Source organism: Cobetia sp. PS-4MA (genome assembly GCF_057670765.1).
The window spans coordinates 3,044,195-3,063,538 of sequence record NZ_CM173107.1 but is presented as its reverse complement, the minus strand read 5'-3'; the positions used below and the strand labels follow the sequence as shown (position 1 = coordinate 3,063,538).

The window sequence follows — 19,344 nt, the reverse complement described above, 5'->3', positions numbered from 1 at the left end:
CATCCGTGACTTCTTCACGGACTGTCATGTTTTCCTGACAGCATGCCTCGCGCATTCAGGCAATCCCGCCCAACGTCTAACGGGCGCTCATGGGATGTGTCCTACACTTCAGGATGACGACATTGCTACATTCGGTAGCAATGCCCGAGGCGGCAGCGCTGTCTGCCAGCATCGGCCACCTGTTCCGTCAGGAGGAGGAAGTCATGCCCAATGTGACTCAGCTGCGCCAGGACCACGCCAACATGGCGCGTCTATTGCACGTGCTCTCGCATCGCCACAGGACACTGGTCAGTGGCGAACGTCCGGACTTTCGCATGATGCGGGAAGTGGTGGATTACATTCTCGATTACATGCAGGGCTTCATCATTCCGCTGGAGCGTCAATGCACGCAGATGCTGTGCGAGCGCTCCGAGGACGCCTCACCCCTGTGTCAGCGGCTCATCCAGCAGTATCACACCCTGCACGGCCGTCTCTCCAAACTGTCCGACAATCTCGACAGCATCCTGATGGATCAGATCATACCGATGGATCAGTTCATCCATGATCTGCGCGACTATGTCGAAGCGCATCGTGACTACCTGCGTGCCGAGCGTACCGAGCTGTTTCCGCTGATGCGGGACAATCTCAGTGATGAGGAATGGCAGCAGCTGACCGATGCCATCCCGCATGCCCGTGCAGAGCTTGAGCGTCTGCAGGAAGCCTATCCGGAACTCTACGCCGAGCTGACCGAAAGTGAGGTCGTGACCGCCTGATCCCCTGCACATGAAGGCCCTGTCGTCTCGTGAAGGTGAGGTCGCGCTCCAGAGCACTGCGCCGGAGCGCGCCCCCGTCTGACAGAAAAAAACCGTCATTTCGCCCGCCACAACAGAAAGAACGCCAAGCCTCTGGCGGGCATTCCCGAAAGTCTCCTCCCGTCACATCCCCCACACTGAAGTCACTGAAACGCGTCCTTCGCAGGCTTCGGGCTGCGCGAAGGACACTGCCCATGCAGTGCTCAGTGATGTGCATCCTTGCCGATATCCACAAGGGGCAGATCGTCTGAGTGTCCAGATGACGGCCCTTCGGCCGGGGAGAGCGCCATGAGTGTCCAGACCCTTACCCGTCAGTGGGCCAGCGCCAGCGATGGCATGGCACTGGAAGACCCTCGACTGTTTCGTCAGCTTGCCTACGTGAACGGCTGCTGGGTGCATGGTGAGGCAGGCCGTGAGGAAGCGGTCTTCGACCCCGCCACCGGCGAGCGCCTCGGTCAGGTGCCGTGGCTCGAGTCCACGCAGATCGATGCTGCCATTGCCGCGGCCGATGAGGCCCAGCGGGAATGGCGCAAGCTGCGGGCGGACCAGCGCGGCGAGCTGCTGGATGCCTGGTATGACCTCATCCGCGCCCACAAGCAGGATCTCGCCATGCTGATGACCCGTGAGCAGGGCAAGTCACTGGACGATGCCCGTGGCGAGGTGGAATACGGCGCAAGCTTCGTTCACTGGTTCGCCGAGGAGGGCAGCCGTGCCTTCGGCGAGACCATCCCCAGTCATATCCCGAATGCCGCGCTGGGCACCGTGCGTGAACCCATCGGCGTGGCCGCGCTGATCACGCCGTGGAACTTCCCGCTGGCGATGATCACCCGCAAGGCCGCGGCTGCATTGGCCGCTGGCTGCACCGTGCTGGTCAAGCCCGCCGGCGAGACCCCGTTCTCGGCGCTGGCGCTGGCGGAGCTTGCCGAGCGTGCCGGGATTCCCGCCGGTGTCTTCAGTGTCATCACCGGCGAGGCCGCGGAAGTCTCGAAGCAGCTGTGTGATGACCCGCGTGTCGCCGGGCTCTCGTTCACCGGTTCCACCCGGGTGGGGCGTCTGCTGCTTTCCCAGTGCGCCGACAGCGTCAAGCGCGTCTCGCTGGAGCTGGGCGGCAATGCGCCCTTCATCGTCGGGCCGGACATGGACCCTGAGGAGGCGGCGCGTGCCGCCGTCGATGCCAAGTTCCAGACCTCCGGCCAGGACTGTCTCGCCGCCAATCGCATCCTGGTGCACGACAGCCTGTATGAGGATTTCCTGAGCCACTTCGTGCGCCTCATGAAGCAGCTCAAGGTCGGCAATGGGCTGGTCTCGGGTATCGACATGGGGCCGCTGATCCACCGTGACGCCGTGGCCAAGGCGCAGACCATCGTCGATGACGCCGTCGAGCAGGGCGCGCGGCTGATCCACGGCGATCAGAGCATGGCCCCCGGCCCCAACTTCTTCATGCCGGTGCTGCTGGCGGATGTCACGCCGAACATGCGCGCCTGGCGCGAGGAGACCTTCTCGCCGGTGGCCGGCGTGACGGCCTGGCACGATGAGGAAGAGGTGATCGCGATGGCCAACGACACCGAATACGGCCTGGCTGCCTATGTCTACACCCACGACATTCGCCGCGTCTGGCAGCTGATGCGCGGCCTGCGCTTCGGCATGGTCTCGGTCAACTCGGTGAAGATGACCGGTGCGCCGATTCCCTTCGGCGGCGTCAAGCAATCCGGCCTGGGCCGCGAAGGGGGTCGCCAGGGGCTGGAGGAATATCTGGATATCAAGTACTACTGCCTGGGTGGGATGGAAAGCGCCTCCGGGAGTTGAGACGGACATCATTCATTGTCACGGGCGGTCAGGGCCACGGCGCGATCGCCCCTTGTGGACCATTCGGAGAGTCACATGAGCACCGATAACACCCAACGCCAGTCTGTCGGCTTCGATGACAGCATCAGCACCGACGAGCTGATTCGCCGTGACCGCAAGGTCACCTTCCATGCCTCCACCCACCTGCGTGATTTCGCCCAGGGTGATCTGCCGGGCCGCGTGATCACCGGCGGCGAAGGCATCCGCATCCGTGAGCGCGACGGGCGTGAGCTGATCGACGGCTTCGCCGGCCTCTACTGCGTCAACATCGGTTACGGGCGCACGGAAGTCGCCGATGCCATTCACGAGCAGGCCCTCAAGCTCAGCTATTACCACACCTATGTCGGCCACTCGAATGAGCCGCAGATCGCGCTGTCCGAGAAGATTCTCGCACTGGCCGGGCCTGACATGTCCAAGGTCTACTACGGCATGTCCGGCAGCGATGCCAACGAGACCCAGCTCAAGCTGGTGCGTTACTACCACAACGTGATCGGCAAGCCGGAGAAGAAGAAGGTCATCTCGCGCTGGCGCGGCTATCACGGCTCCGGCATCGCCTCAGGCTCGCTGACCGGCTTGGCGGCCTTCCATGATCACTTCGATCTGCCGATCGCCGGCATCCTGCATACCGAAGCGCCGGACTACTACCGTCGCCCCGCGGAATGCGCCGAGATGAGCGAGCGTGAATTCTCCGCCTGGTGTGCCGACAAGCTCGAGGCGATGATCCAGGCCGAAGGGCCGGAGACCGTCGGCGCCTTCATCGGCGAGCCGGTGCTGGGCACCGGCGGCATCGTGCCACCGCCGGAGGGCTACTGGGACGCCATCCAGGCCGTGCTCAAGCGCCACGACATCCTGTTGATCTGTGACGAGGTGGTGTGCGGCTTCGGGCGCATCGGCAGCCAGTTCGGCTACCAGCACTTCGGCATCAAGCCGGACCTGGTCACCATCGCCAAGGGCCTGACCAGCGCCTATCAGCCGCTGTCCGGGGTCATCGTCGGCGACCGCGTGTGGAAGGTGCTGGAGCAGGGCACCGGGGAATTCGGCCCCATCGGCCACGGCTGGACCTACTCCGGCCACGCGCTGGGCGCAGCGGCAGGTGTCGCCAACCTGGAGATCATCCGTCGTGAGGGGCTGGTGGACAACGCCCGTGATACCGGCGCCTATCTGCAGAAGGCCATGAAGGAAGCCTTCGCCGATCACCCCATCGTCGGCGACGTGCGTGGTATCGGCCTGCTGGCGGCGCTGGAGTTCTCACCGCAGCCGTCAGAGCGCAAGGCGTTCGATTCCGCACTCAAGGTCGGCCCGCGCATCTCGGCGGCGGCACTCGAGGAAGGGCTGATCGCCCGTGGCATGCCCCAGGGCGACATTCTCGGCTTCGCACCGCCGCTGGTGATCACCCCCGAGGAGATCGATGACATCATCGCCCGCGCGCGTCGCGCCGTGGACAAGGTGCATCAGGAGCTTCTCGACAACGGTGATCTGGCCTCTGGTGACAAGTAGGCCATGGTATTGACCCTGCCCCCGCTCAAGCATCCACGGGAAACGCCGCTGGCGCTGGCTGATATCCATGCCGCGCGCCAGCGGCTGTTTCATTCATCGACTGACACGGGTGTCGAGCGTACGGCGCTGGTGCCATCCCCGGCGCTGTCGCGACGCTTCGATGCCGAGATCCTGCTCAAGCTGGAAACCCGTCAGCTCACCGGCGCCTTCAAGCTGCGTGGTGCCAGCAACCTGCTGGCGGCCGTGGCCGAGCAGTCGTCGGGGGATGCCGTGACGCGCCTGGCGCGCGGCGTGACCACTGCCTCCACCGGCAATCACGGTCGGGCGCTGGCCTATGCCGCGATGCGCCGTGGCCTGAAGGCCATCATCTGTCTCTCCGAGCAGGTACCCGCCAACAAGGTACGGGCCATCGAGGCGCTGGGCGAGCTGGGCGGCGCCTCCGGCGGCAGCGTCGAGGTACGCCGTGTCGGCCGCAGTCAGGACGAGGCCTTCCAGGAAGTCCATCGGCTGGTCGAGGAGGAGGGCATGCTGGCGGTGCCGCCCTTCGATGACCCGCTCATCGCGGCCGGTCAGGGCACCATCGGGCTGGAGCTGCTGGAGGATTGCCCGTCGCTTGATCACGTGCTGATCGGGCTCTCCGGCGGTGGACTGCTCGGCGGTATCGGGGCGGCGCTCAAGGCGATTCGCCCCGAGACCCAGGTGCATGGCGTCAGCCTCACCGAGGGTGCCGCCATGTGGCACAGCCTGCAGGCGGGCGCCCCGGTGGAGGTGGAGGAGGTCGCAAGCCTCGCTGATTCACTGGGCGGCGGCATTGGCCTGGACAACCACACCACGCTGCCGCTGGTGCATCGCGTGATGGATCATCACCATCAGGTCAGCGAGCGCGCCATCGCCCGCGCCATGCTGATGCTGCTGGAGGAAGAGAAGCTTCTGGTGGAGGGCGCTGCGGTGGTCGGGCTTGCCGCGCTCGAGGCCTCGCGGCGAGGCGAGACCGACCCCGCGCTCGCCGAGTCGATCCGTGGCCAGCGCGTCGCGCTGATCATCAGCGGCAACGGCGTCAGCCTGGAAACGCTCGATCAGGCCAGAGCGCTGCTGGCAGACGCTCAGGGGCAAGGCCAGAACGCCTGAAGACACCAGAACGCCTGAAGCACCAGAACGCCTGAAGACACCAGAACGCCTGAAGACAACAGAGTGCCTGAACACATCAGCGCGCTCGATGACACCCGAACCCCGGAGGAGGACGCATGACGGAACCGACTCAGGACAGCATGCAAAGTTATTCACGCGAACAGATCGCCGAGGTCGTGGGGCTGGATACCACGGCACTCAAGGCCATTCGTGATGCCTTCATCGCGTTGGGGCAGGGCAAGGTGGTGCAGCCGCCGATCCTGTCGATGGCCATCGAGGAGGCCAACGGCGAAGTGGACGTCAAGACGGCCCACATCCAGGGGCTCAAGCACTTCGCGATCAAGATCAGTCCCGGCTTCTTCAACAATCCCGCCCGCGGCCTGCCGAGTCTCAATGGCCTGATGGTGGTGTTCTCCGCCGAGACGGGCCTTGCCGAGGCGCTGCTCAATGATGGCGGCTATCTGACGGCGGTGAGAACCGCGCTGGCCGGCGCCGTGGCCGCCGACGCCCTGTCTCGCCCGGACAGCAAGCGGGTCGCACTGATCGGGGCCGGTGAGCAGGCCGGCCTGCAGCTGGAGGCCTTGCGGCTGGTGCGCGACATCGAGAGTGTCGATGTCTGGGCGCGGGACAAGCAGCGTGCCGAGACCTTCGCGCGGGAGACGGAGGAGCGCCTGGAGCTGACGGTGCGCAGTCATGACAGCCTGCATGCGGTCTGTCAGAACGCCGATATCATCGTCACCGCCACCCCCTCGCGAACGCCGCTGCTGGACTACTCGATGCTGCCGGAGGGCGTGCATGTCACCGCGATGGGCTCCGACAGCCCCGAGAAGCGTGAGCTGGAAGCCGATGTGCTCCTCGAGTGCGATCATTTCGTGTGTGATACCCGCGCCCAGTCCGAGACCAACGGCGAGCTGAAAGGGCTGGAGGCCGAGCAGGCCAGATCGCGTGACGTGCATGAGCTGGGCCGTCTGCTGGCCGAGGGGCGTGATCTGCGTTCAGGCGGGTCGGCTCCTGATACCTGCATCACGGTGGCGGATCTCACCGGTACCGGCGTGCAGGATACGGCCATCGCCAGCCTGGCGCTCTCGCGGCTCGTCCGGCGTTAGTACGGGAAGTGTCGGTACGGAAAACGTCGGCACTGGCAGCGTCAGCGCAGGAGCGCCTGAATGTTGCGGCGGACTTGCCCGCAGCGTCGCCGCATGCGAGGGTCACGCAGGTGACGGCAGGAAGCCGTTGACGCCCCTTGCCACTCGGAGCCTGTCGTGACTCGTACCTCGTCCTCATCTGCCGCCCGGCCGCGTGCCCTGAGCGCTGCGCCCGATGTCGAGATCTGCCGCACACCGCTGGCGGATCTCTGCGCCGACTGTGACGCCGTGACCCTGCTGCCGCCGCTCTCGCCGCCGGAGGAGGGCCATGTGCGCCACCACTGTGCGCTGGATGCCCCGCTGGCGGTGTTCGATCTCGACGATACGCTGCTCGATGGCGACTGCACCGGCATGTGGATGCGCTGGATGGTCGCCTGTGGCTGGATCAAGGATGTCGATGCCTTCATGGCCATCGGCGAGCGTCATCAGGTGCAATACCATGCCGGCACTCTGGACATCCACGAGCACACCGGCCATCTGCTCAGCCCGCTCGTCGGGCGGCATCGTGATGAGGTGCGTCGCGAAGTCGATGATTTCGTGGAAGAAATGGTCATGCCGCGACTGCTGGAAGGTGGCATCGCGCGGCTGGCCGAGCACGGTGAGGCCGGCCATCGCACCCTGATCATCTCCGCCTCCATGCATCATCTGGTCGGGCCCATCGCCAGTCGTCTGACCGCCGATGGGGCGCTGGCCACCCATCCGGCCTTTGATGAGCAGGGCTGCTTCACCGGAGCCACCAGCGGTATCGTCACCTTCCGCGAAGGCAAGCTGGCGGCGCTGGATGACTGGCTTGCGGGTGCCGAGCGCATCCATCGCACGCCGCAATCCCTGTGGGGCTATTCCGACTCCCACAATGACCTGCCCCTGCTGGAGCGGGTCGATTTCCCCCACGCCACCCAACCGGACGCACCGCTGCGCCAGCTGGCCGAGGCGCGCGGCTGGCCAGTGGTCGACTGGCGCCTGTCGCGCCTGTCGGACTGACGTCATGAACCCGCTGGCCGGGCGAGAAGCCGCCGCCCGCGCCTCGCGGCAGGCGCGGGGCGTGGCGATGACGGCGCTGGGCGTACTGCTGATCTCGCCGGACGCGCTGCTGCTGCGACTCGCCGATGTCGCCGATGGCCCGCTGGTGTTCTGGCGCGGTCTGCTGACGGCCATCGGCTTTGCACTGCTCCTGCTGGCCCTCCAGCGCGGCACTCCTGCACAGCGCATCACCAGCGCCCTGGCGCGCATGCGTAGCTGCGGACGTACCGGCGTATGGGTCGCGCTGCTGTTCACCGGCTCCACCCTGGGTTTCGTGCTCGCCAACCAATACACCCGCGCCGGTAACGTGCTGATCATCCTCGCCGCCAGTCCGCTGTTCGCGGCCCTGATGTCGCGCCTGTGGCTGGGCGAGCGTCAGCCACGCCATGTGTGGGGCGCGATTCTGGCCTCGCTGGCGGGCATCACGCTGCTGGTGCTCGATGAGGCTGGCAGCGGCACGCTCACCGGCAACCTGCTGGCGCTGGGCTGCAGCCTGTCGCTGGCCGGCAACTTCACGCTGTGTCGCACGCGCCCGGGGCATGACATGAGTCCGATGCTGACACTGTCCGGGCTGGTCACCGCGCTGTGCGGCCTGCTGGCGTGCCTGTGGAGCATGACGCAGGGCGGCGGTGACGTGCTGACGCAGCTGTGGCCCTCTCACGGTGCCGATTTCGCCCAGCGCGCCGGCTGGCTGGTGCTGCTGTGCCTGGTGCTTTCGCCGCTGGGCTTCACGCTGATCCAGCGTGGCCCGATCTATCTGCCCTCCGCGGAAGTGGCGCTGCTGATGTTGCTGGAAAGCGTGTTCGGCATCCTGTGGGTGTGGTGGGTGCTGGAAGAATCGCTCACCCCGCGTGGCTGGGCGGGCGGTGCACTGGTGCTGGGCGCGATGCTCATCAAGAGTCTGATCGACCGTCGTCACCGTCAATCGGTGACGGCGAGCGCGCGTTCTGCGGATGCGTCCACCGGTCGCAGCTGATACAATCCCGCCCATCCCCGAGTTTATTCACTGTCAAATGACAGCCCTCTGGACGCCTCACGGCGACCGGAGCGAATAGCTCATGGCGCGAAGAAAGCCACAGGGCGACCGGAAACGACAGCGGCATCACGACGCAAGCCAGGCGCGAGCGGCACTGCCCCTGCCGGCAGCGATGAAGATTGCCACAACCGGACGCCAGACTGACTCGACAGCGCCAGGATTCAGCACGCACACCACCTTCCCCAACCTGTTGCGGACGACTCGATGACAAGCAGCCTCAAACAGCAGTGGCTTTCCAACCTCCGGCCCGACATCCTGTCCGGCCTGGTGGTGGCATTGGCCCTGATCCCCGAAGCCATCGCCTTCTCCATCATTGCCGGTGTCGACCCCAAGGTCGGCCTGTATGCCTCCTTCTCCATCGCCGTGGTGACCGCCATCGCCGGTGGCCGTCCGGGCATGATTTCCGCCGCCACCGGTGCCATGGCACTGCTGATGGTCGACCTGGTCAAGGACCACGGCCTGGAGTACCTGCTGGCCGCCACCGTGATGACCGGCGTGATCCAGGTCATCTTCGGCTACTTCAAGCTCGGCTCCCTGATGCGCTTCGTCTCGCGCTCGGTGGTCACCGGCTTCGTCAATGCGCTGGCGATCCTGATCTTCATGGCCCAGCTGCCGGAGCTGACCAACGTCACCTGGCACGTCTATGCCATGACGGCCGCGGGCCTGGGCATCATCTACCTGCTGCCGCTGGTGCCGAAGATCGGCAAGCTGCTGCCGTCGCCGCTGGTCTGCATCATCGTGCTGACCCTCTTCGCGATGGCCGTCGGTCTGGATATCCGCACCGTCGGTGACATGGGTGAGCTGCCGGACAGCCTGCCGGTGTTCCTGATTCCGGACATCCCCTTCAATCTGGACACCCTGTGGATCATCCTGCCGTACTCGCTGCCGCTGGCGGTCGTGGGTCTGCTGGAATCCCTGATGACGGCCACGCTGGTCGATGATCTGACCGACACGCCGTCCGACAAGAACCGTGAGTGCAAGGGCCAGGGCGCGGCCAACGTCGTCACCGGCTTCCTCGGTGGCATGGCGGGTTGCGCGATGATCGGTCAGACGATGATCAACGTGAAATCCGGCGGTCGTACCCGCCTCTCCACCATGGTGGCGGGTGTCGTGCTGCTGATCCTGGTCGTGTTCCTCGGCCCGTGGGTGTCGCAGATTCCGATGGCCGCACTGGTTGCGGTGATGATCATGGTCTCCATCGGCACCTTCTCCTGGCAGTCGATCCGTGACCTCAAGAGCCACCCGATGTCCACCAACATCGTCATGCTGGGGACCGTGGCCGTGGTGGTCGCGACCCACAACCTGGCGATCGGCGTGCTGGTCGGCGTGCTGCTCTCGGCGCTGTTCTTCGCCAACAAGATCGGCCAGGTGCTGCATATCGGCAGCGACATGAATGCCGATGGTCGTACCCGCGAATACCGCGTGGTCGGTCAGGTGTTCTTCGCCTCCAGCGAGCAGTTCCAGGCCGGTTTCGACCTCAAGGAAACCGTCGAGCGTGTCGTGATCGACGTCAGTCGTGCGCACTTCTGGGACATTACCGCCATCGGCGCGCTGGATACCGTGGTGGTCAAGTTCCGTCGTGAGGGGACCGAGGTCGAGGTACGTGGCCTCAACGAAGCCAGCGCCACGCTGGTGGATCGCTTCGCGGTGCATGACAAGCCGGACGCGGTCGAGAAACTGATGGGTCACTGATCACGCACGATTGACCCTGCGCGATCGAGTCACTTCGCTTGATCGCGCCGCGTGACAAGGTCAGACGGCGGGCAGTCCTTCACGGGCTGCCCGCCGTTTGCGTTCATGGGGCCGGAAAGTGGTAATCTCGAAACAGGCCGCGCCGGCATCGCGGGGGGAATGTCAGTCCTCCTTCTGCGTCGCCCCGGTCGGCACGCCATCTCCGTTGTCAGTATTTTTTGTTGTCAGCACAAGGAAGCCCGCCATGAGCCAATCCTCTGCCAGTGCCGCGACAGGCCATGACAAGGTCACCGCCTGCATTGACGGCTCCGCCTTCGCCGCCCCCGTGTGTGACGCCGCCGTCTGGGCCAGCCAGCGCCTGTCGGCACCTCTCAGCATCCTGCATGTGATCGACCGCAATGAAAGCGCCGAATCCGCCAATGGCGATCTCTCCGGCAGCATCGGTCTCGGTGCCCGGGAGCACCTGCTGGAGGAGCTCGCCACCCTCGATGAGCAGCGCGGGCGCATCGCCCAGGAGCAGGGTCGCCTGATGCTGGAAGCCGCCTGTGAGCGCGCCACCCAGGCCGGTATCACCGAACCACGCCCGCGCCAGCGCAATGGTGAGCTGGTCGAGACTCTGGCCGAGCTTGAGGACGAGATTCGCCTGCTGGTGATCGGCAAGCGCGGGGAAGGGGCGGAGCAGGCCAGTGAGCATCTCGGCTCCAATCTGGAGCGCGTGATTCGCAGCCTGCATCGTCCCGTGCTGGTAGTGCCGGGCGAGTTTCAGACGCCGACACGCGTGTTGATCGCCTTCGATGGCAGCGCCACCATCAAGCGTGCCATCGAGGTGCTGGCGGCCAGCCCCTTGCTGCAGGGCGCCGAGCTGCATCTGGTGATGGTCGGCGCGGACTCGGTGGAGCATCAGGCTCCGCTTGAGACCGCGCGTGACACTCTCCAGTCAGCGGGCTTCAACGTGCAGGCCAGCCTCAAGGCCGGTGAAGTGGAAGCCTGTCTGCGCGAATACGCCAAGGAGCACGCCATCGACATGCTGGTGATGGGCGCCTACGGCCACTCGCGCATCCGTCAGTTGCTGGTCGGCAGTACCACCACCGAGATGATCCGCAATGCCACGGTGCCGCTGCTGATCCTGCGCTAGCACGTTCAGCACACGCCCTGCCGGGCAATGAGAACGCCGCGCCTTCCCGTGTCATGTCGGGATGGCGCGGCGTCTTTATTTCCACCCCTTGGGCAGTGGCTACAGGTACGCAAGGCAGAAACCCTCACGACGACTGGAAAATACCCCGCAGGTCGCGTTGCGCCGCTCGCCGGAATCTGGAACGCTGATGGCCGCTTATCCTCATTGCGCGCCATGCCGCTGGGGGGCTTTCCCTAACGCAGGCGCGTCTTTCACCACTCCAAGAAGAACGGCACAAGGACACTCTCCATGAGCGATATCCAACGTCACGATACCAAGGCACGCATGAGCCGCGCCGTCATCCACAACAACACCATCTATCTGTGTGGCCAGGTCGCCGGGCCGGAACAACGCTTCAGTGATATCACGGACCAGGCCAACAGCATGCTCGCGCGTGTCGATGCGCTGCTGGAAGAAGTCGGTACCGACCGCGAGCACCTGCTCTCCGCCACCGTCTATCTGAAGACAATGGACGACTTCAAGACCTTCAACGACATCTGGGACACCTGGGTGCCGGAAGGTCACGCTCCCGCCCGCGCCTGCGTCCAAGCCGCCATGGCCAGCCCGGAACTGCTGTGTGAAATTACCGTGGTCGCTGCCGTTAAATAACTCGCAGTATGGTTGTCTCCCCCGGCAGAGATTTCTCTGGCGGGGGAATATTAATTTTAGTTGTTTAGATTGGTAATTATTTTATGAGTACTTGCTTTAATTGCTTGGTATATAATTTTAAAGCTTTTGCTCGATTATGTGCTGGAAGCAAAGCTTATGATTTAAATATTGGACAGGCTGCTTTTGTATTCTCTTCGCTTTCTTTTATTTTAGGTTTCGTTTCATCTTTATTAGAGGGTTTTAATTTTGACCCGAGTAATTCGCTTGAATTTGTTATAGGTTTTATAGCAATTGGGTCTTCGTTCTTGATTGTTTGTATATGTTTGTTTTTGGATTTTTTGTTCAAGTTATTTGGTTTTACGCCGTATTTTTTTATAGATAAAGCCGTCAAAGCATATCTTAATGTTGGTACTGAAGTAGGCATATTGTCTGCATTAACCACTTTTTTTCTTGGTTTTGGTACATTCCCTTATTTCTATGTATTCGGTACATATGATCAATTAGCCGTTAGCTTTGAGCTGATTGAGTATGGTGTTTGGTTCATACTTATATGGACGCTTCTAAATTACGCAAGAAGGTTTTGTTTAGGTTGCAGGGATAAAGTTGTTTATGCTCTTTCTTTGGTTATGTTTATTGCTGCTGTTGCTATTGTTGTATTTACTAACCTTTTCAGTTTTCAAAAATATTTTTTAGTCGGTTTAAATGCTACTGTGTTTGCTTATTTTTTTCTCGGGTTAAGAGTTGAGTAACACTGAATGTAGGGTTAAAGGTTGGCTAGGCTTATGCTAGTTTGCTTGTTTTTTTTACGCTCATTTCTTCCTATAAGCTGGTTTATTGTTCATATGTACCTTGATTAGTGCTCAAATTTTGAATGCTACTCTTTTTCACTATCTATTGTAAGTGATGTATGGTTTTAATATTTTATTCCATTTGGAGCGTTAGCGTTACGAAATTTCTTGCAGAACCTACCATGGCTCACTAAGAGCTGATGTGTGTAATTACCGTGATAGCTTGTATTTAGAAACCAGTAGTATGATTTTACTAGTCTCGTCACAGCATTCTCTAGCGAAATGATTATATGAGGCTAGTATACAACATATAGTTTTTGATCGCTTTGTATTTGATCTTTTGGGAGAGAGTTATGCATGATAAGAAAAATGCTCCTAGTACCACTAGAAGATGTACTGCATCATCAGCCAAGTCTGATGGTATTCATAGGGCTAGGGTAAATGATAATTTTTATAACAAGTTAATTAGAGCTCTTGAAAACCCTAGGTATAAATATAGGTCTGTAGATGGGGTTGCTAAGGAGATTGGTCTGGATCATGGTAAACTTCTTAAGCTTCTTAATCATCATTCTGATGAGATAGTTGTACTAAACCGTAAGGGCAATGATGGTCAAATTTTAATTACTACTCGAAAGCATTATGATAAGAATGCATCTAAGGTAGAAAAGATTAAAAGCGTGCTTATGAATAGAATGTATTGATGGAGGGGTTATGGTCGAAGGCTTTGTTCAAATATCCCCAGGGTTATTAGGGGGGCTGTTTCCCCTAGTTAATTCCTTTGTTGTAAGACATAAAACTCCTAAAACAGAAAGACTTGATTTAGATCTAGAATTTTGGGTAGTTAATGTTCTGCTATTTCCGGGAATAGCAGTAGCCCTAACTTGCCTGGCGTTTCATAATAATGCTATAAATAATTGGCTGGCTGCGCTATATCTAGGGGCAAGTATTCCTGTTTTGATAGAAAAGTTCTTTGCTGGGAGTAAAGTCCCTATAGATTTGTCGCCAGGCCAATGATTTTTCGCGAATATATTGTTGTCATTTTTAACTGCGCCTCATACCTCACCCATTCCCGATAAAACTCGTCCAGTCGTTCTGTCTCGCTGAGGTGTGATGCCTCGGCGAGGCGTTCGCGTGAGTCTGTAGGCAGCATGGCGATGCGGGCGTCGAGGTCGTGGGCGTGGCGGGGGTTGCGGTATTCGAGGTCCAGCCCGAGCGGGAGGGTGGCGAGGCCGACGAGGACATGGCCGTGGCGGTGGGCGATGGAGACGTAGAAGCCCGCCGGTAGCGCAGGGTGATGGGGGGCCTGGCCGCGCGGCGACCAGTCGGCCAGCGCAAGCTGGATACCCTGGGCGGCGGCGAGTTCACCGAGCAGAAGGCGGGCGAGGTGCGATTCGGCTTCTCGTTGCTGGCGACGGCGGTCCTTAGCGGATGACACGGGTGTGTCCGCGTTATCCACATCCGTCTGGCGAGGGCGCATAAAGTTACCGCTGGAAGCCTCACCCGAGGAGTTGATAGAGGGATCAGCAGTACTAAACGCAGGCAGCACACACGCCTCGGCCAGCCACAGGCGGGCTGGCCGAGAGAAGGAATCAGAGCTTTCATTCGGCAAGTCGCGCACAGCGCCGTCAGTCGCAGACGCCAAGTCGGCGGCGAGGGCGTGGGGATCATGCGAGATCAGCGGCTCGCCGTTGACGAGTCGGCGCTCAGCGAACCAGTGCTCAGCGAACCAGTGCTCAGTGAAGCGGAGCCATGCGATACCGCATGCCCCAGCACCACGCAGCGGTAGGTGGGGTGATCGGTCGGGCGCGCCGCAGGAGTCTCCGCCGCGCGCGCCGAGCTGCCTTCGACTGGCTCGCCTGTCTCACTCACATCCTTGCCTTCCCTGGCCGTCATGATGGCGAATCAGTTCTTCGGATGCAGGATCACCAGATCCCCGCGCAACGCGACGCCCGCGACGACATTGCCCGCGTGGCACTCGTACTTCTCGCTGCTGGAGTAGGGCACGTTGTCATAGTCGCTGCGAATGTTGATGACCGCATTGGCCCCGTATTCCCGCGCCTTTTCCTGCAGCTCGCGCAGCGCCGACAGGAACACCCAGCGGCAGGCTGCGGCATCGCTCTTGTTGGTCGCGTTGGTCTTCGGGTTCACGCGTGCCCAGCCACGCTTCTCGATGCGCTCGTAGGGCTGCTTGTCACCGAAGAAGAAGGCCACGTCCTTGCCCAGTCGCTGACTGGCCGCAGTGCTGGCCATCACCGGCATGATGGGCAGGAAGTGCTGCGTATCCCGCGCCTGTGCCGGCGCGGAGGCCAGCAGCCCGGCCGCGCCGAGCACCAGGGCGGACACCAGCACGCGTCCCCGCGACAGGCGGCCGGCCGGCGCCGTGCTGGCGTGGGCCATGGGGTGTGACGAGGAAACGAACGACTGAGCAACGGATGACGCCATCTGACACCTCTCCTGACAGGGTTTGACTGGCTCGACGCCAGGGAATATCGCCTTCATCCAGCCAACGGCGTGAGCCAATCACACCATAGACCATGCAGCGGGCGCGTATCTTGCGCCAGTTGTGACCCGCTGCAAAGTCGTCTGGTGGCGACAGTCACACGCCCGATGACACCGAGGGCCGTGCGGGCGTCGTCAGTCCTGCCAGCGCCGCAGGATCAGCGAGGTGTTGATGCCGCCGAAGGCGAAGTTGTTGCTCATCACCGTATCCGTCTCGATCTCGCGGCCGCCGTCACGCAGGTAGTCCAACGCCGCGCAGCGCGGGTCGATGTCCTTGAGGTTGGCGGTGCCGTGGAACCAGCCTTCGTGCATCATCTCGATGGCGATCCAGGCTTCCAGCGCACCGCAGGCCCCCAGGGTATGGCCGGTGTAGCTCTTGAAGGCACTGATGGGCGTGCGTTCCCCGAACACGGCATGGGTGGCGTGACTCTCGGCGATGTCGCCGCGCTCGGTGGCGGTGCCATGTGCGCTGACATAGCCGATCGCGCTGGCCGAGAGGCCGGCATCGTCAAGGGCCATGCGCATCGCGGCCTCCATCATGTCGGCGTCCGGCTGAGTGACGTGGCGGCCATCGGAGTTGGTGCCGAAGCCGAGAATCTCGGCGTGGATGGTTGCGCCACGCGCCAGGGCGTGGTCCAGCTCCTCGAGGATCAGCGTGCCGGCACCTTCGCCAATCACCAGCCCATCGCGCTCGGCATCGAAGGGTCGCGGCGAGCGGTCCGGCCGGTCATTGCAGGTGCTGGTGGCGAACAGGGTGTCGAACACCGCGGCATCGGCGGCGGACAGCTCCTCGCAGCCACCGGCGACCATCGCTATCTGGCGGCCGAAGCGAATCGCCTCATAGGCATAGCCGATGCCCTGGCTGCCGGAGGTGCAGGCGCTGGAGGTGGTGTGAATCCGCCCCTTGATGCCGAGAAAGACGCCGATGTTCACCGGCGCGGTATGCGCCATCATGCGGATGTAGGAGTTGGCGTTGAGGCCATCGGTGGAGTGGTTGATCAGCATGTTGCCGAAGTCCGCCACCGCGTCCGGCTCACCGGCGGACGCGCCGTAGGCGATGCCCATCTGGCCGCTCTCCTTGAGCGGGCTGTCACTCAGTCCCGCCGCTTCCAGCGCCAGCTCGCTGGAGCGGGTCGCCAGCTGCGCCACACGCCCCATGCTGCGCAGCGCGCGGCGGTTGTAGTGCTTGGGCAGTTCGAAATCGCTGACCGGCGCGCCGAGACGCGTGTTGAGACCCTCGTACTTGTCCCAATCCTCGATATAGCGGATGCCGGTGCGGCCCGCGGCCAGATTGTCGCGCAGGGTCGGCCAGTCATTGCCGATGGGCGAGAAGCCATGCATGCCGGTGACGACGACGCGATGGCCGCGCAGCGGGGAAGAGGGAGCTGTCATCAGAACATCCCTCCGTTCACCGCGATGGTCTGGCGGGTGATGTAGCCGGCATCCTTCGAGCACAGGAAGGCCACGGTGGCGGCGACTTCCTCGGCCTCGCCCGCGCGGCGCATGGGAATCATCTTCAGCGCCTCGTCCATCTCGACCCCTTCGGTCATCTCGGTGGCGATGACCCCCGGCGCGACGGCATTCACGGTGATGCGGCGCTTGGCCAGTTCCACCGCCAGCGCCTTGACCGCGCCGATCAGCCCCGCCTTGGCGGCGGAATAGTTGACCTGACCGCGATTGCCCATCATGCCGGACACCGAGGACATCACGATGATGCGCCCCGGCTTGCGGCGACGCACCATCGGCATCGCCAGCGGCTTGACCACGTTGTAGAAGCCATCGAGGTTGGTGCGGATCACGCTGTCCCAGTCCTCATCGGTGAGCGCCGGGAAGGCGTTGTCGGCGTGGATGCCGGCATTGCAGATGACGCCGTAGTAGCAGCCGTGGGCCTCGACATCGGCCTCCAGCGCGCTGCGTGCGGCCTCGCGGTCGGCGACATCGAAGCTCAGGATGCGCGATTCACCGCCCAGGGCGCTGATCTCACGCGCGACCTCCTCGGCGGCATCACGGCGCGAGCGGCAGTGCAGCACCAGATTGTAGCCTTCGCGGGCCAGACGCAGCGCGATGGCGCGGCCGATGCCACGGCTGGAGCCGGTGACCAGAATCCACTCGCGCGTCTCATTGGCAGCGGCGGCACCCTGGTTGTCAGCAGGGGAAGTTCGAGTAGCGGGGGGTGTGACGGACATCAGACATTACCTTGCGGTGCGGCACCGGCAGCATCCTGCTGACCGGGTGAGTGTTCTGGTGAGTGCCCCTGTGGGCCTGCTTCGGGGCTTCCTTCCTCCGACACGGCAGACGCCACGGCCTGGGCGGGCGGCTCGAAGACGTTCACGCCGGCACGGGCGACCTGCGTGCCGTGCTCGTCGCTGAGGGTGGCCTTGAAGGCGCCCAGGCCGTTGTCGGCGCGATAGTCGAGCTGCACGTCTATCTGCCAGCGTTGCCCGCAGGCGAAGGCGGGCAGCTCGCTCTCATAGCGGCGGCTGCCGAGCAGAAACCCGACACGGGGTGACTGGCCTGTGCGCGCGGCCTGCAGGCCGGACCAGGCGGCGATGGCCTGGGCCATCCACTCGAGCCCGACCCAGGCGGGAATCACGGCCTGGCCAGCGCCGTCCAGCCCCGCGAACAGATCCTCGGGCGAGGGGCGCACGCTCGCGCTCAGCGAGTGCTCGTCACAGGCCAGCACCTCATCCAGCAGGCACATGCCTGCTTCGTGTGGCACATAGGGGCCGATGGCGCAGGGCATGACGGGATAGCCCCCGTCACGGGAAGACGTGCCGTCGGGTAGCGGCGTGGCGGGGGTAGCGGTCGGGGTCAGCATGCAGAGGACTCCGGGTCGGTGGCGTGACGCTCCAGTATCAGCGAGATGTTGTTGCCGCCGAAGGCGAAGGCATTGCTCATCACTCTGAGCGGCGGGGTCTCGGGGCGGTCACGATAGACGATGTTGAGCGCGGGCAATGACGGGTCCAGTGCCTCACGCGGGGTGGCGTGCGGCGGCAGGCGACCATGTTCCAGCGTCAGCCAGCAGAAGGCGGCTTCCAGTGCCCCGCAGGCCCCCAGCGTATGGCCGGTGAGGGCCTTGGTGGAACTGACGGCGGGCGGACGGTTTGCGGCCTCGTCGCCATCGGGACCGAACAGGCGGCTGATGGCGAGGCTTTCCATGGCGTCATTGAGCGGCGTGGCCGTGCCGTGCAGGTTGATGTAGTCGATCTCGCCGGGGGCGCGGCCGGCGCTGGCGAGCGCGCCACGCATCGCGGCCTCGGCACCGCTGCCATCCGGGCAGGGCGCGGAGATGTGATGGGCATCGCTGGATTCGCCGACGCCGGTCAGCTGCACACCGCCGTGCTCCGGCGTGACCACGAACAGCACCGCGGCCTCGCCCAGATTGATGCCGTCGCGCGCGGCGCCCAGCGGCTGGCTTTGCTGGCGGCTGACGGCCTCCAGACTCATGAAGCCCTTCACCGTCATGTGGCACAGGCTGTCGGCCCCACCGGCGATCACCGCATCACACTGCCCGGAGGCCAGTAGACGCCGTGCGCTGGCCAGGGCCTTGGCGCTGGAGGTGCAGGCGGTGGAGAGGGTGTAGACCGGCCCGCGCGCGCCACTCAACCAGGCCACGCACTCGGCGGGCGCGCCCAGTTCCTGACGGCGGTATTCAAAGCTCTCCGGCCAGCTGTCGGCGCTCGGCGTGCCCTGGGCGACGGCGGCGCGCTGGGCGTCCATCGCGGCTTCCGTCTCACCGATACCGGAGGTACTGGTGCCCAGCACCACGCCGATGCGCTCCGGCGCAATGCCCTGGCGCTTGAGGGCCTCAAGCTCCGGTGTCAGCTGCTCAAGCGCGGTGGCCAGCAAGCGATTGTTGCGTGAGCGCAGCGGGGCCGGCCAGTCGCTGTCATCCACCAGCCGCGCGGTGACACGGCCCAGTGACAGCGGCGTGCCGGGACTGAAGTCATCACTGACGCGCAGGCCGCGACTGGCGCTGAACAGCGCACTGCTGATCAGCCCGTGGTCGGCGCCCAGCGGACAGACGATACCGGGCCGAGACAGACGGCATGGGCTGCGAGGGGTGAGGCCATGGCGGGTATCAGGTGCCTCGGGTGTGACGGGTTCAGTCATGCGGGGA

The 19,344-nt window shown here is 63.1% G+C and carries 20 protein-coding genes; 13 read left to right on the top strand and 7 right to left on the bottom strand.

The annotated features are described in order from the left end of the window. Positions 1 to 203 precede the first annotated feature (203 nt). The 13 genes from AC26AR_RS13060 to AC26AR_RS13000 all read left to right on the top strand — a co-directional run bounded on the left by AC26AR_RS13060 (position 204) and on the right by AC26AR_RS13000 (position 13,739). Complete coding sequence (locus tag AC26AR_RS13060) at positions 204 to 752, top strand: hemerythrin domain-containing protein (RefSeq protein ID WP_077375707.1); 549 nt, start codon at positions 204 to 206, stop codon at positions 750 to 752. A gap of 327 nt (positions 753 to 1,079) precedes the next feature. After that, on the top strand, positions 1,080 to 2,597 hold the full coding sequence (locus tag AC26AR_RS13055) for an NAD-dependent succinate-semialdehyde dehydrogenase (RefSeq protein WP_375782205.1): 1,518 nt from the start codon (positions 1,080 to 1,082) through the stop codon (positions 2,595 to 2,597). A gap of 75 nt (positions 2,598 to 2,672) precedes the next feature. Then, positions 2,673 to 4,133: an aminotransferase gene (locus tag AC26AR_RS13050; protein WP_488107172.1), complete on the top strand. Its 1,461-nt coding sequence runs from the start codon at positions 2,673 to 2,675 to the stop codon at positions 4,131 to 4,133. Between the two features lie 3 nt (positions 4,134 to 4,136). Further along, on the top strand, positions 4,137 to 5,261 hold the full coding sequence (locus AC26AR_RS13045; RefSeq protein ID WP_488107171.1) for a pyridoxal-phosphate dependent enzyme: 1,125 nt from the start codon (positions 4,137 to 4,139) through the stop codon (positions 5,259 to 5,261). A 116-nt stretch (positions 5,262 to 5,377) separates the two neighbouring features. After that, positions 5,378 to 6,367 (top strand): cyclodeaminase, encoded by a 990-nt coding sequence (locus tag AC26AR_RS13040; protein ID WP_488107170.1) that lies wholly within the window; start codon positions 5,378 to 5,380, stop codon positions 6,365 to 6,367. Between the two features lie 156 nt (positions 6,368 to 6,523). Beyond that, on the top strand, positions 6,524 to 7,387 hold the full coding sequence (locus AC26AR_RS13035; protein ID WP_077375310.1) for an HAD family hydrolase: 864 nt from the start codon (positions 6,524 to 6,526) through the stop codon (positions 7,385 to 7,387). A gap of 4 nt (positions 7,388 to 7,391) precedes the next feature. Further along, positions 7,392 to 8,402, top strand: a complete 1,011-nt coding sequence (locus AC26AR_RS13030; protein WP_488107169.1) for a DMT family transporter — start codon at positions 7,392 to 7,394, stop codon at positions 8,400 to 8,402. A 264-nt stretch (positions 8,403 to 8,666) separates the two neighbouring features. Further along, positions 8,667 to 10,154, top strand: a complete 1,488-nt coding sequence (locus tag AC26AR_RS13025) for a SulP family inorganic anion transporter (protein WP_077375304.1) — start codon at positions 8,667 to 8,669, stop codon at positions 10,152 to 10,154. Positions 10,155 to 10,398: 244 nt separating this feature from the next. Next, positions 10,399 to 11,289, top strand: coding sequence for a universal stress protein (locus AC26AR_RS13020; RefSeq protein ID WP_488107168.1), 891 nt, complete (start codon positions 10,399 to 10,401; stop codon positions 11,287 to 11,289). A gap of 288 nt (positions 11,290 to 11,577) precedes the next feature. Further along, the gene (locus AC26AR_RS13015; protein ID WP_077375298.1) at positions 11,578 to 11,937 is read left to right on the top strand and encodes a RidA family protein; all 360 of its coding nucleotides are present in this window, start codon (positions 11,578 to 11,580) and stop codon (positions 11,935 to 11,937) included. Between the two features lie 83 nt (positions 11,938 to 12,020). Next, positions 12,021 to 12,686 (top strand): hypothetical protein, encoded by a 666-nt coding sequence (locus AC26AR_RS13010; RefSeq protein ID WP_488107167.1) that lies wholly within the window; start codon positions 12,021 to 12,023, stop codon positions 12,684 to 12,686. A 392-nt stretch (positions 12,687 to 13,078) separates the two neighbouring features. Beyond that, the gene (locus AC26AR_RS13005) at positions 13,079 to 13,426 is read left to right on the top strand and encodes a hypothetical protein (protein ID WP_341542315.1); all 348 of its coding nucleotides are present in this window, start codon (positions 13,079 to 13,081) and stop codon (positions 13,424 to 13,426) included. 10 nt (positions 13,427 to 13,436) lie between these two features. Further along, the gene (locus AC26AR_RS13000; protein WP_136938827.1) at positions 13,437 to 13,739 is read left to right on the top strand and encodes a hypothetical protein; all 303 of its coding nucleotides are present in this window, start codon (positions 13,437 to 13,439) and stop codon (positions 13,737 to 13,739) included. Here AC26AR_RS13000 and AC26AR_RS12995 read toward each other — a convergent pair. The 7 genes from AC26AR_RS12995 to AC26AR_RS12965 all read right to left on the bottom strand — a co-directional run bounded on the left by AC26AR_RS12995 (position 13,714) and on the right by AC26AR_RS12965 (position 19,337). Continuing rightward, positions 13,714 to 14,160 carry a 4'-phosphopantetheinyl transferase family protein gene (locus AC26AR_RS12995; protein WP_488107166.1) on the bottom strand — a complete coding sequence of 149 codons (447 nt, stop codon included), beginning with the start codon at positions 14,158 to 14,160 and terminating at the stop codon, positions 13,714 to 13,716. The genes AC26AR_RS13000 and AC26AR_RS12995 overlap by 26 nt on opposite strands. 239 nt (positions 14,161 to 14,399) lie before the next feature. Further along, the gene (locus AC26AR_RS12990; RefSeq protein WP_488107165.1) at positions 14,400 to 14,618 is read right to left on the bottom strand and encodes a hypothetical protein; all 219 of its coding nucleotides are present in this window, start codon (positions 14,616 to 14,618) and stop codon (positions 14,400 to 14,402) included. 9 nt (positions 14,619 to 14,627) lie between these two features. Continuing rightward, positions 14,628 to 15,167 carry a heavy metal-binding domain-containing protein gene (locus AC26AR_RS12985; protein WP_240499664.1) on the bottom strand — a complete coding sequence of 180 codons (540 nt, stop codon included), beginning with the start codon at positions 15,165 to 15,167 and terminating at the stop codon, positions 14,628 to 14,630. Positions 15,168 to 15,359: 192 nt separating this feature from the next. Beyond that, complete coding sequence (locus tag AC26AR_RS12980) at positions 15,360 to 16,616, bottom strand: beta-ketoacyl-ACP synthase (RefSeq protein ID WP_488107164.1); 1,257 nt, start codon at positions 16,614 to 16,616, stop codon at positions 15,360 to 15,362. Beyond that, entirely contained in the window at positions 16,616 to 17,410 is a 795-nt protein-coding gene (gene fabG, locus AC26AR_RS12975) for a 3-oxoacyl-ACP reductase FabG (protein ID WP_141392798.1), read from the bottom strand. Before fabG ends, AC26AR_RS12980 begins: the two co-directional genes overlap by 1 nt. Continuing rightward, on the bottom strand, positions 17,410 to 18,042 hold the full coding sequence (locus AC26AR_RS12970; RefSeq protein WP_488107163.1) for a hotdog family protein: 633 nt from the start codon (positions 18,040 to 18,042) through the stop codon (positions 17,410 to 17,412). Before AC26AR_RS12970 ends, fabG begins: the two co-directional genes overlap by 1 nt. Beyond that, a complete protein-coding gene (locus tag AC26AR_RS12965) occupies positions 18,036 to 19,337 on the bottom strand; it encodes a beta-ketoacyl-ACP synthase (RefSeq protein ID WP_271302139.1) in 1,302 nt (433 codons plus the stop codon). Before AC26AR_RS12965 ends, AC26AR_RS12970 begins: the two co-directional genes overlap by 7 nt. Positions 19,338 to 19,344: the final 7 nt, after the last annotated feature.

Bases quoted from the DNA above. Each gene is read 5' to 3' on its own strand.
- AC26AR_RS13060 (WP_077375707.1), top strand. From the start codon at position 204: ATGCCCAATGTGACTCAGCTGCGCCAGGACCACGCCAACATGGCGCGT.
- AC26AR_RS13055 (WP_375782205.1), top strand. From the start codon at position 1,080: ATGAGTGTCCAGACCCTTACCCGTCAGTGGGCCAGCGCCAGCGATGGC.
- AC26AR_RS13050 (WP_488107172.1), top strand. From the start codon at position 2,673: ATGAGCACCGATAACACCCAACGCCAGTCTGTCGGCTTCGATGACAGC.
- AC26AR_RS13045 (WP_488107171.1), top strand. From the start codon at position 4,137: ATGGTATTGACCCTGCCCCCGCTCAAGCATCCACGGGAAACGCCGCTG.
- AC26AR_RS13040 (WP_488107170.1), top strand. From the start codon at position 5,378: ATGACGGAACCGACTCAGGACAGCATGCAAAGTTATTCACGCGAACAG.
- AC26AR_RS13030 (WP_488107169.1), top strand. From the start codon at position 7,392: ATGAACCCGCTGGCCGGGCGAGAAGCCGCCGCCCGCGCCTCGCGGCAG.
- AC26AR_RS13025 (WP_077375304.1), top strand. From the start codon at position 8,667: ATGACAAGCAGCCTCAAACAGCAGTGGCTTTCCAACCTCCGGCCCGAC.
- AC26AR_RS13020 (WP_488107168.1), top strand. From the start codon at position 10,399: ATGAGCCAATCCTCTGCCAGTGCCGCGACAGGCCATGACAAGGTCACC.
- AC26AR_RS13015 (WP_077375298.1), top strand. From the start codon at position 11,578: ATGAGCGATATCCAACGTCACGATACCAAGGCACGCATGAGCCGCGCC.
- AC26AR_RS13010 (WP_488107167.1), top strand. From the start codon at position 12,021: ATGAGTACTTGCTTTAATTGCTTGGTATATAATTTTAAAGCTTTTGCT.
- AC26AR_RS13005 (WP_341542315.1), top strand. From the start codon at position 13,079: ATGCATGATAAGAAAAATGCTCCTAGTACCACTAGAAGATGTACTGCA.
- AC26AR_RS13000 (WP_136938827.1), top strand. From the start codon at position 13,437: ATGGTCGAAGGCTTTGTTCAAATATCCCCAGGGTTATTAGGGGGGCTG.
- AC26AR_RS12990 (WP_488107165.1), bottom strand. From the start codon at position 14,618: ATGACGGCCAGGGAAGGCAAGGATGTGAGTGAGACAGGCGAGCCAGTC.
- AC26AR_RS12985 (WP_240499664.1), bottom strand. From the start codon at position 15,167: ATGGCGTCATCCGTTGCTCAGTCGTTCGTTTCCTCGTCACACCCCATG.
- AC26AR_RS12980 (WP_488107164.1), bottom strand. From the start codon at position 16,616: ATGACAGCTCCCTCTTCCCCGCTGCGCGGCCATCGCGTCGTCGTCACC.
- fabG (WP_141392798.1), bottom strand. From the start codon at position 17,410: ATGTCCGTCACACCCCCCGCTACTCGAACTTCCCCTGCTGACAACCAG.
- AC26AR_RS12970 (WP_488107163.1), bottom strand. From the start codon at position 18,042: ATGCTGACCCCGACCGCTACCCCCGCCACGCCGCTACCCGACGGCACG.
- AC26AR_RS12965 (WP_271302139.1), bottom strand. From the start codon at position 19,337: ATGACTGAACCCGTCACACCCGAGGCACCTGATACCCGCCATGGCCTC.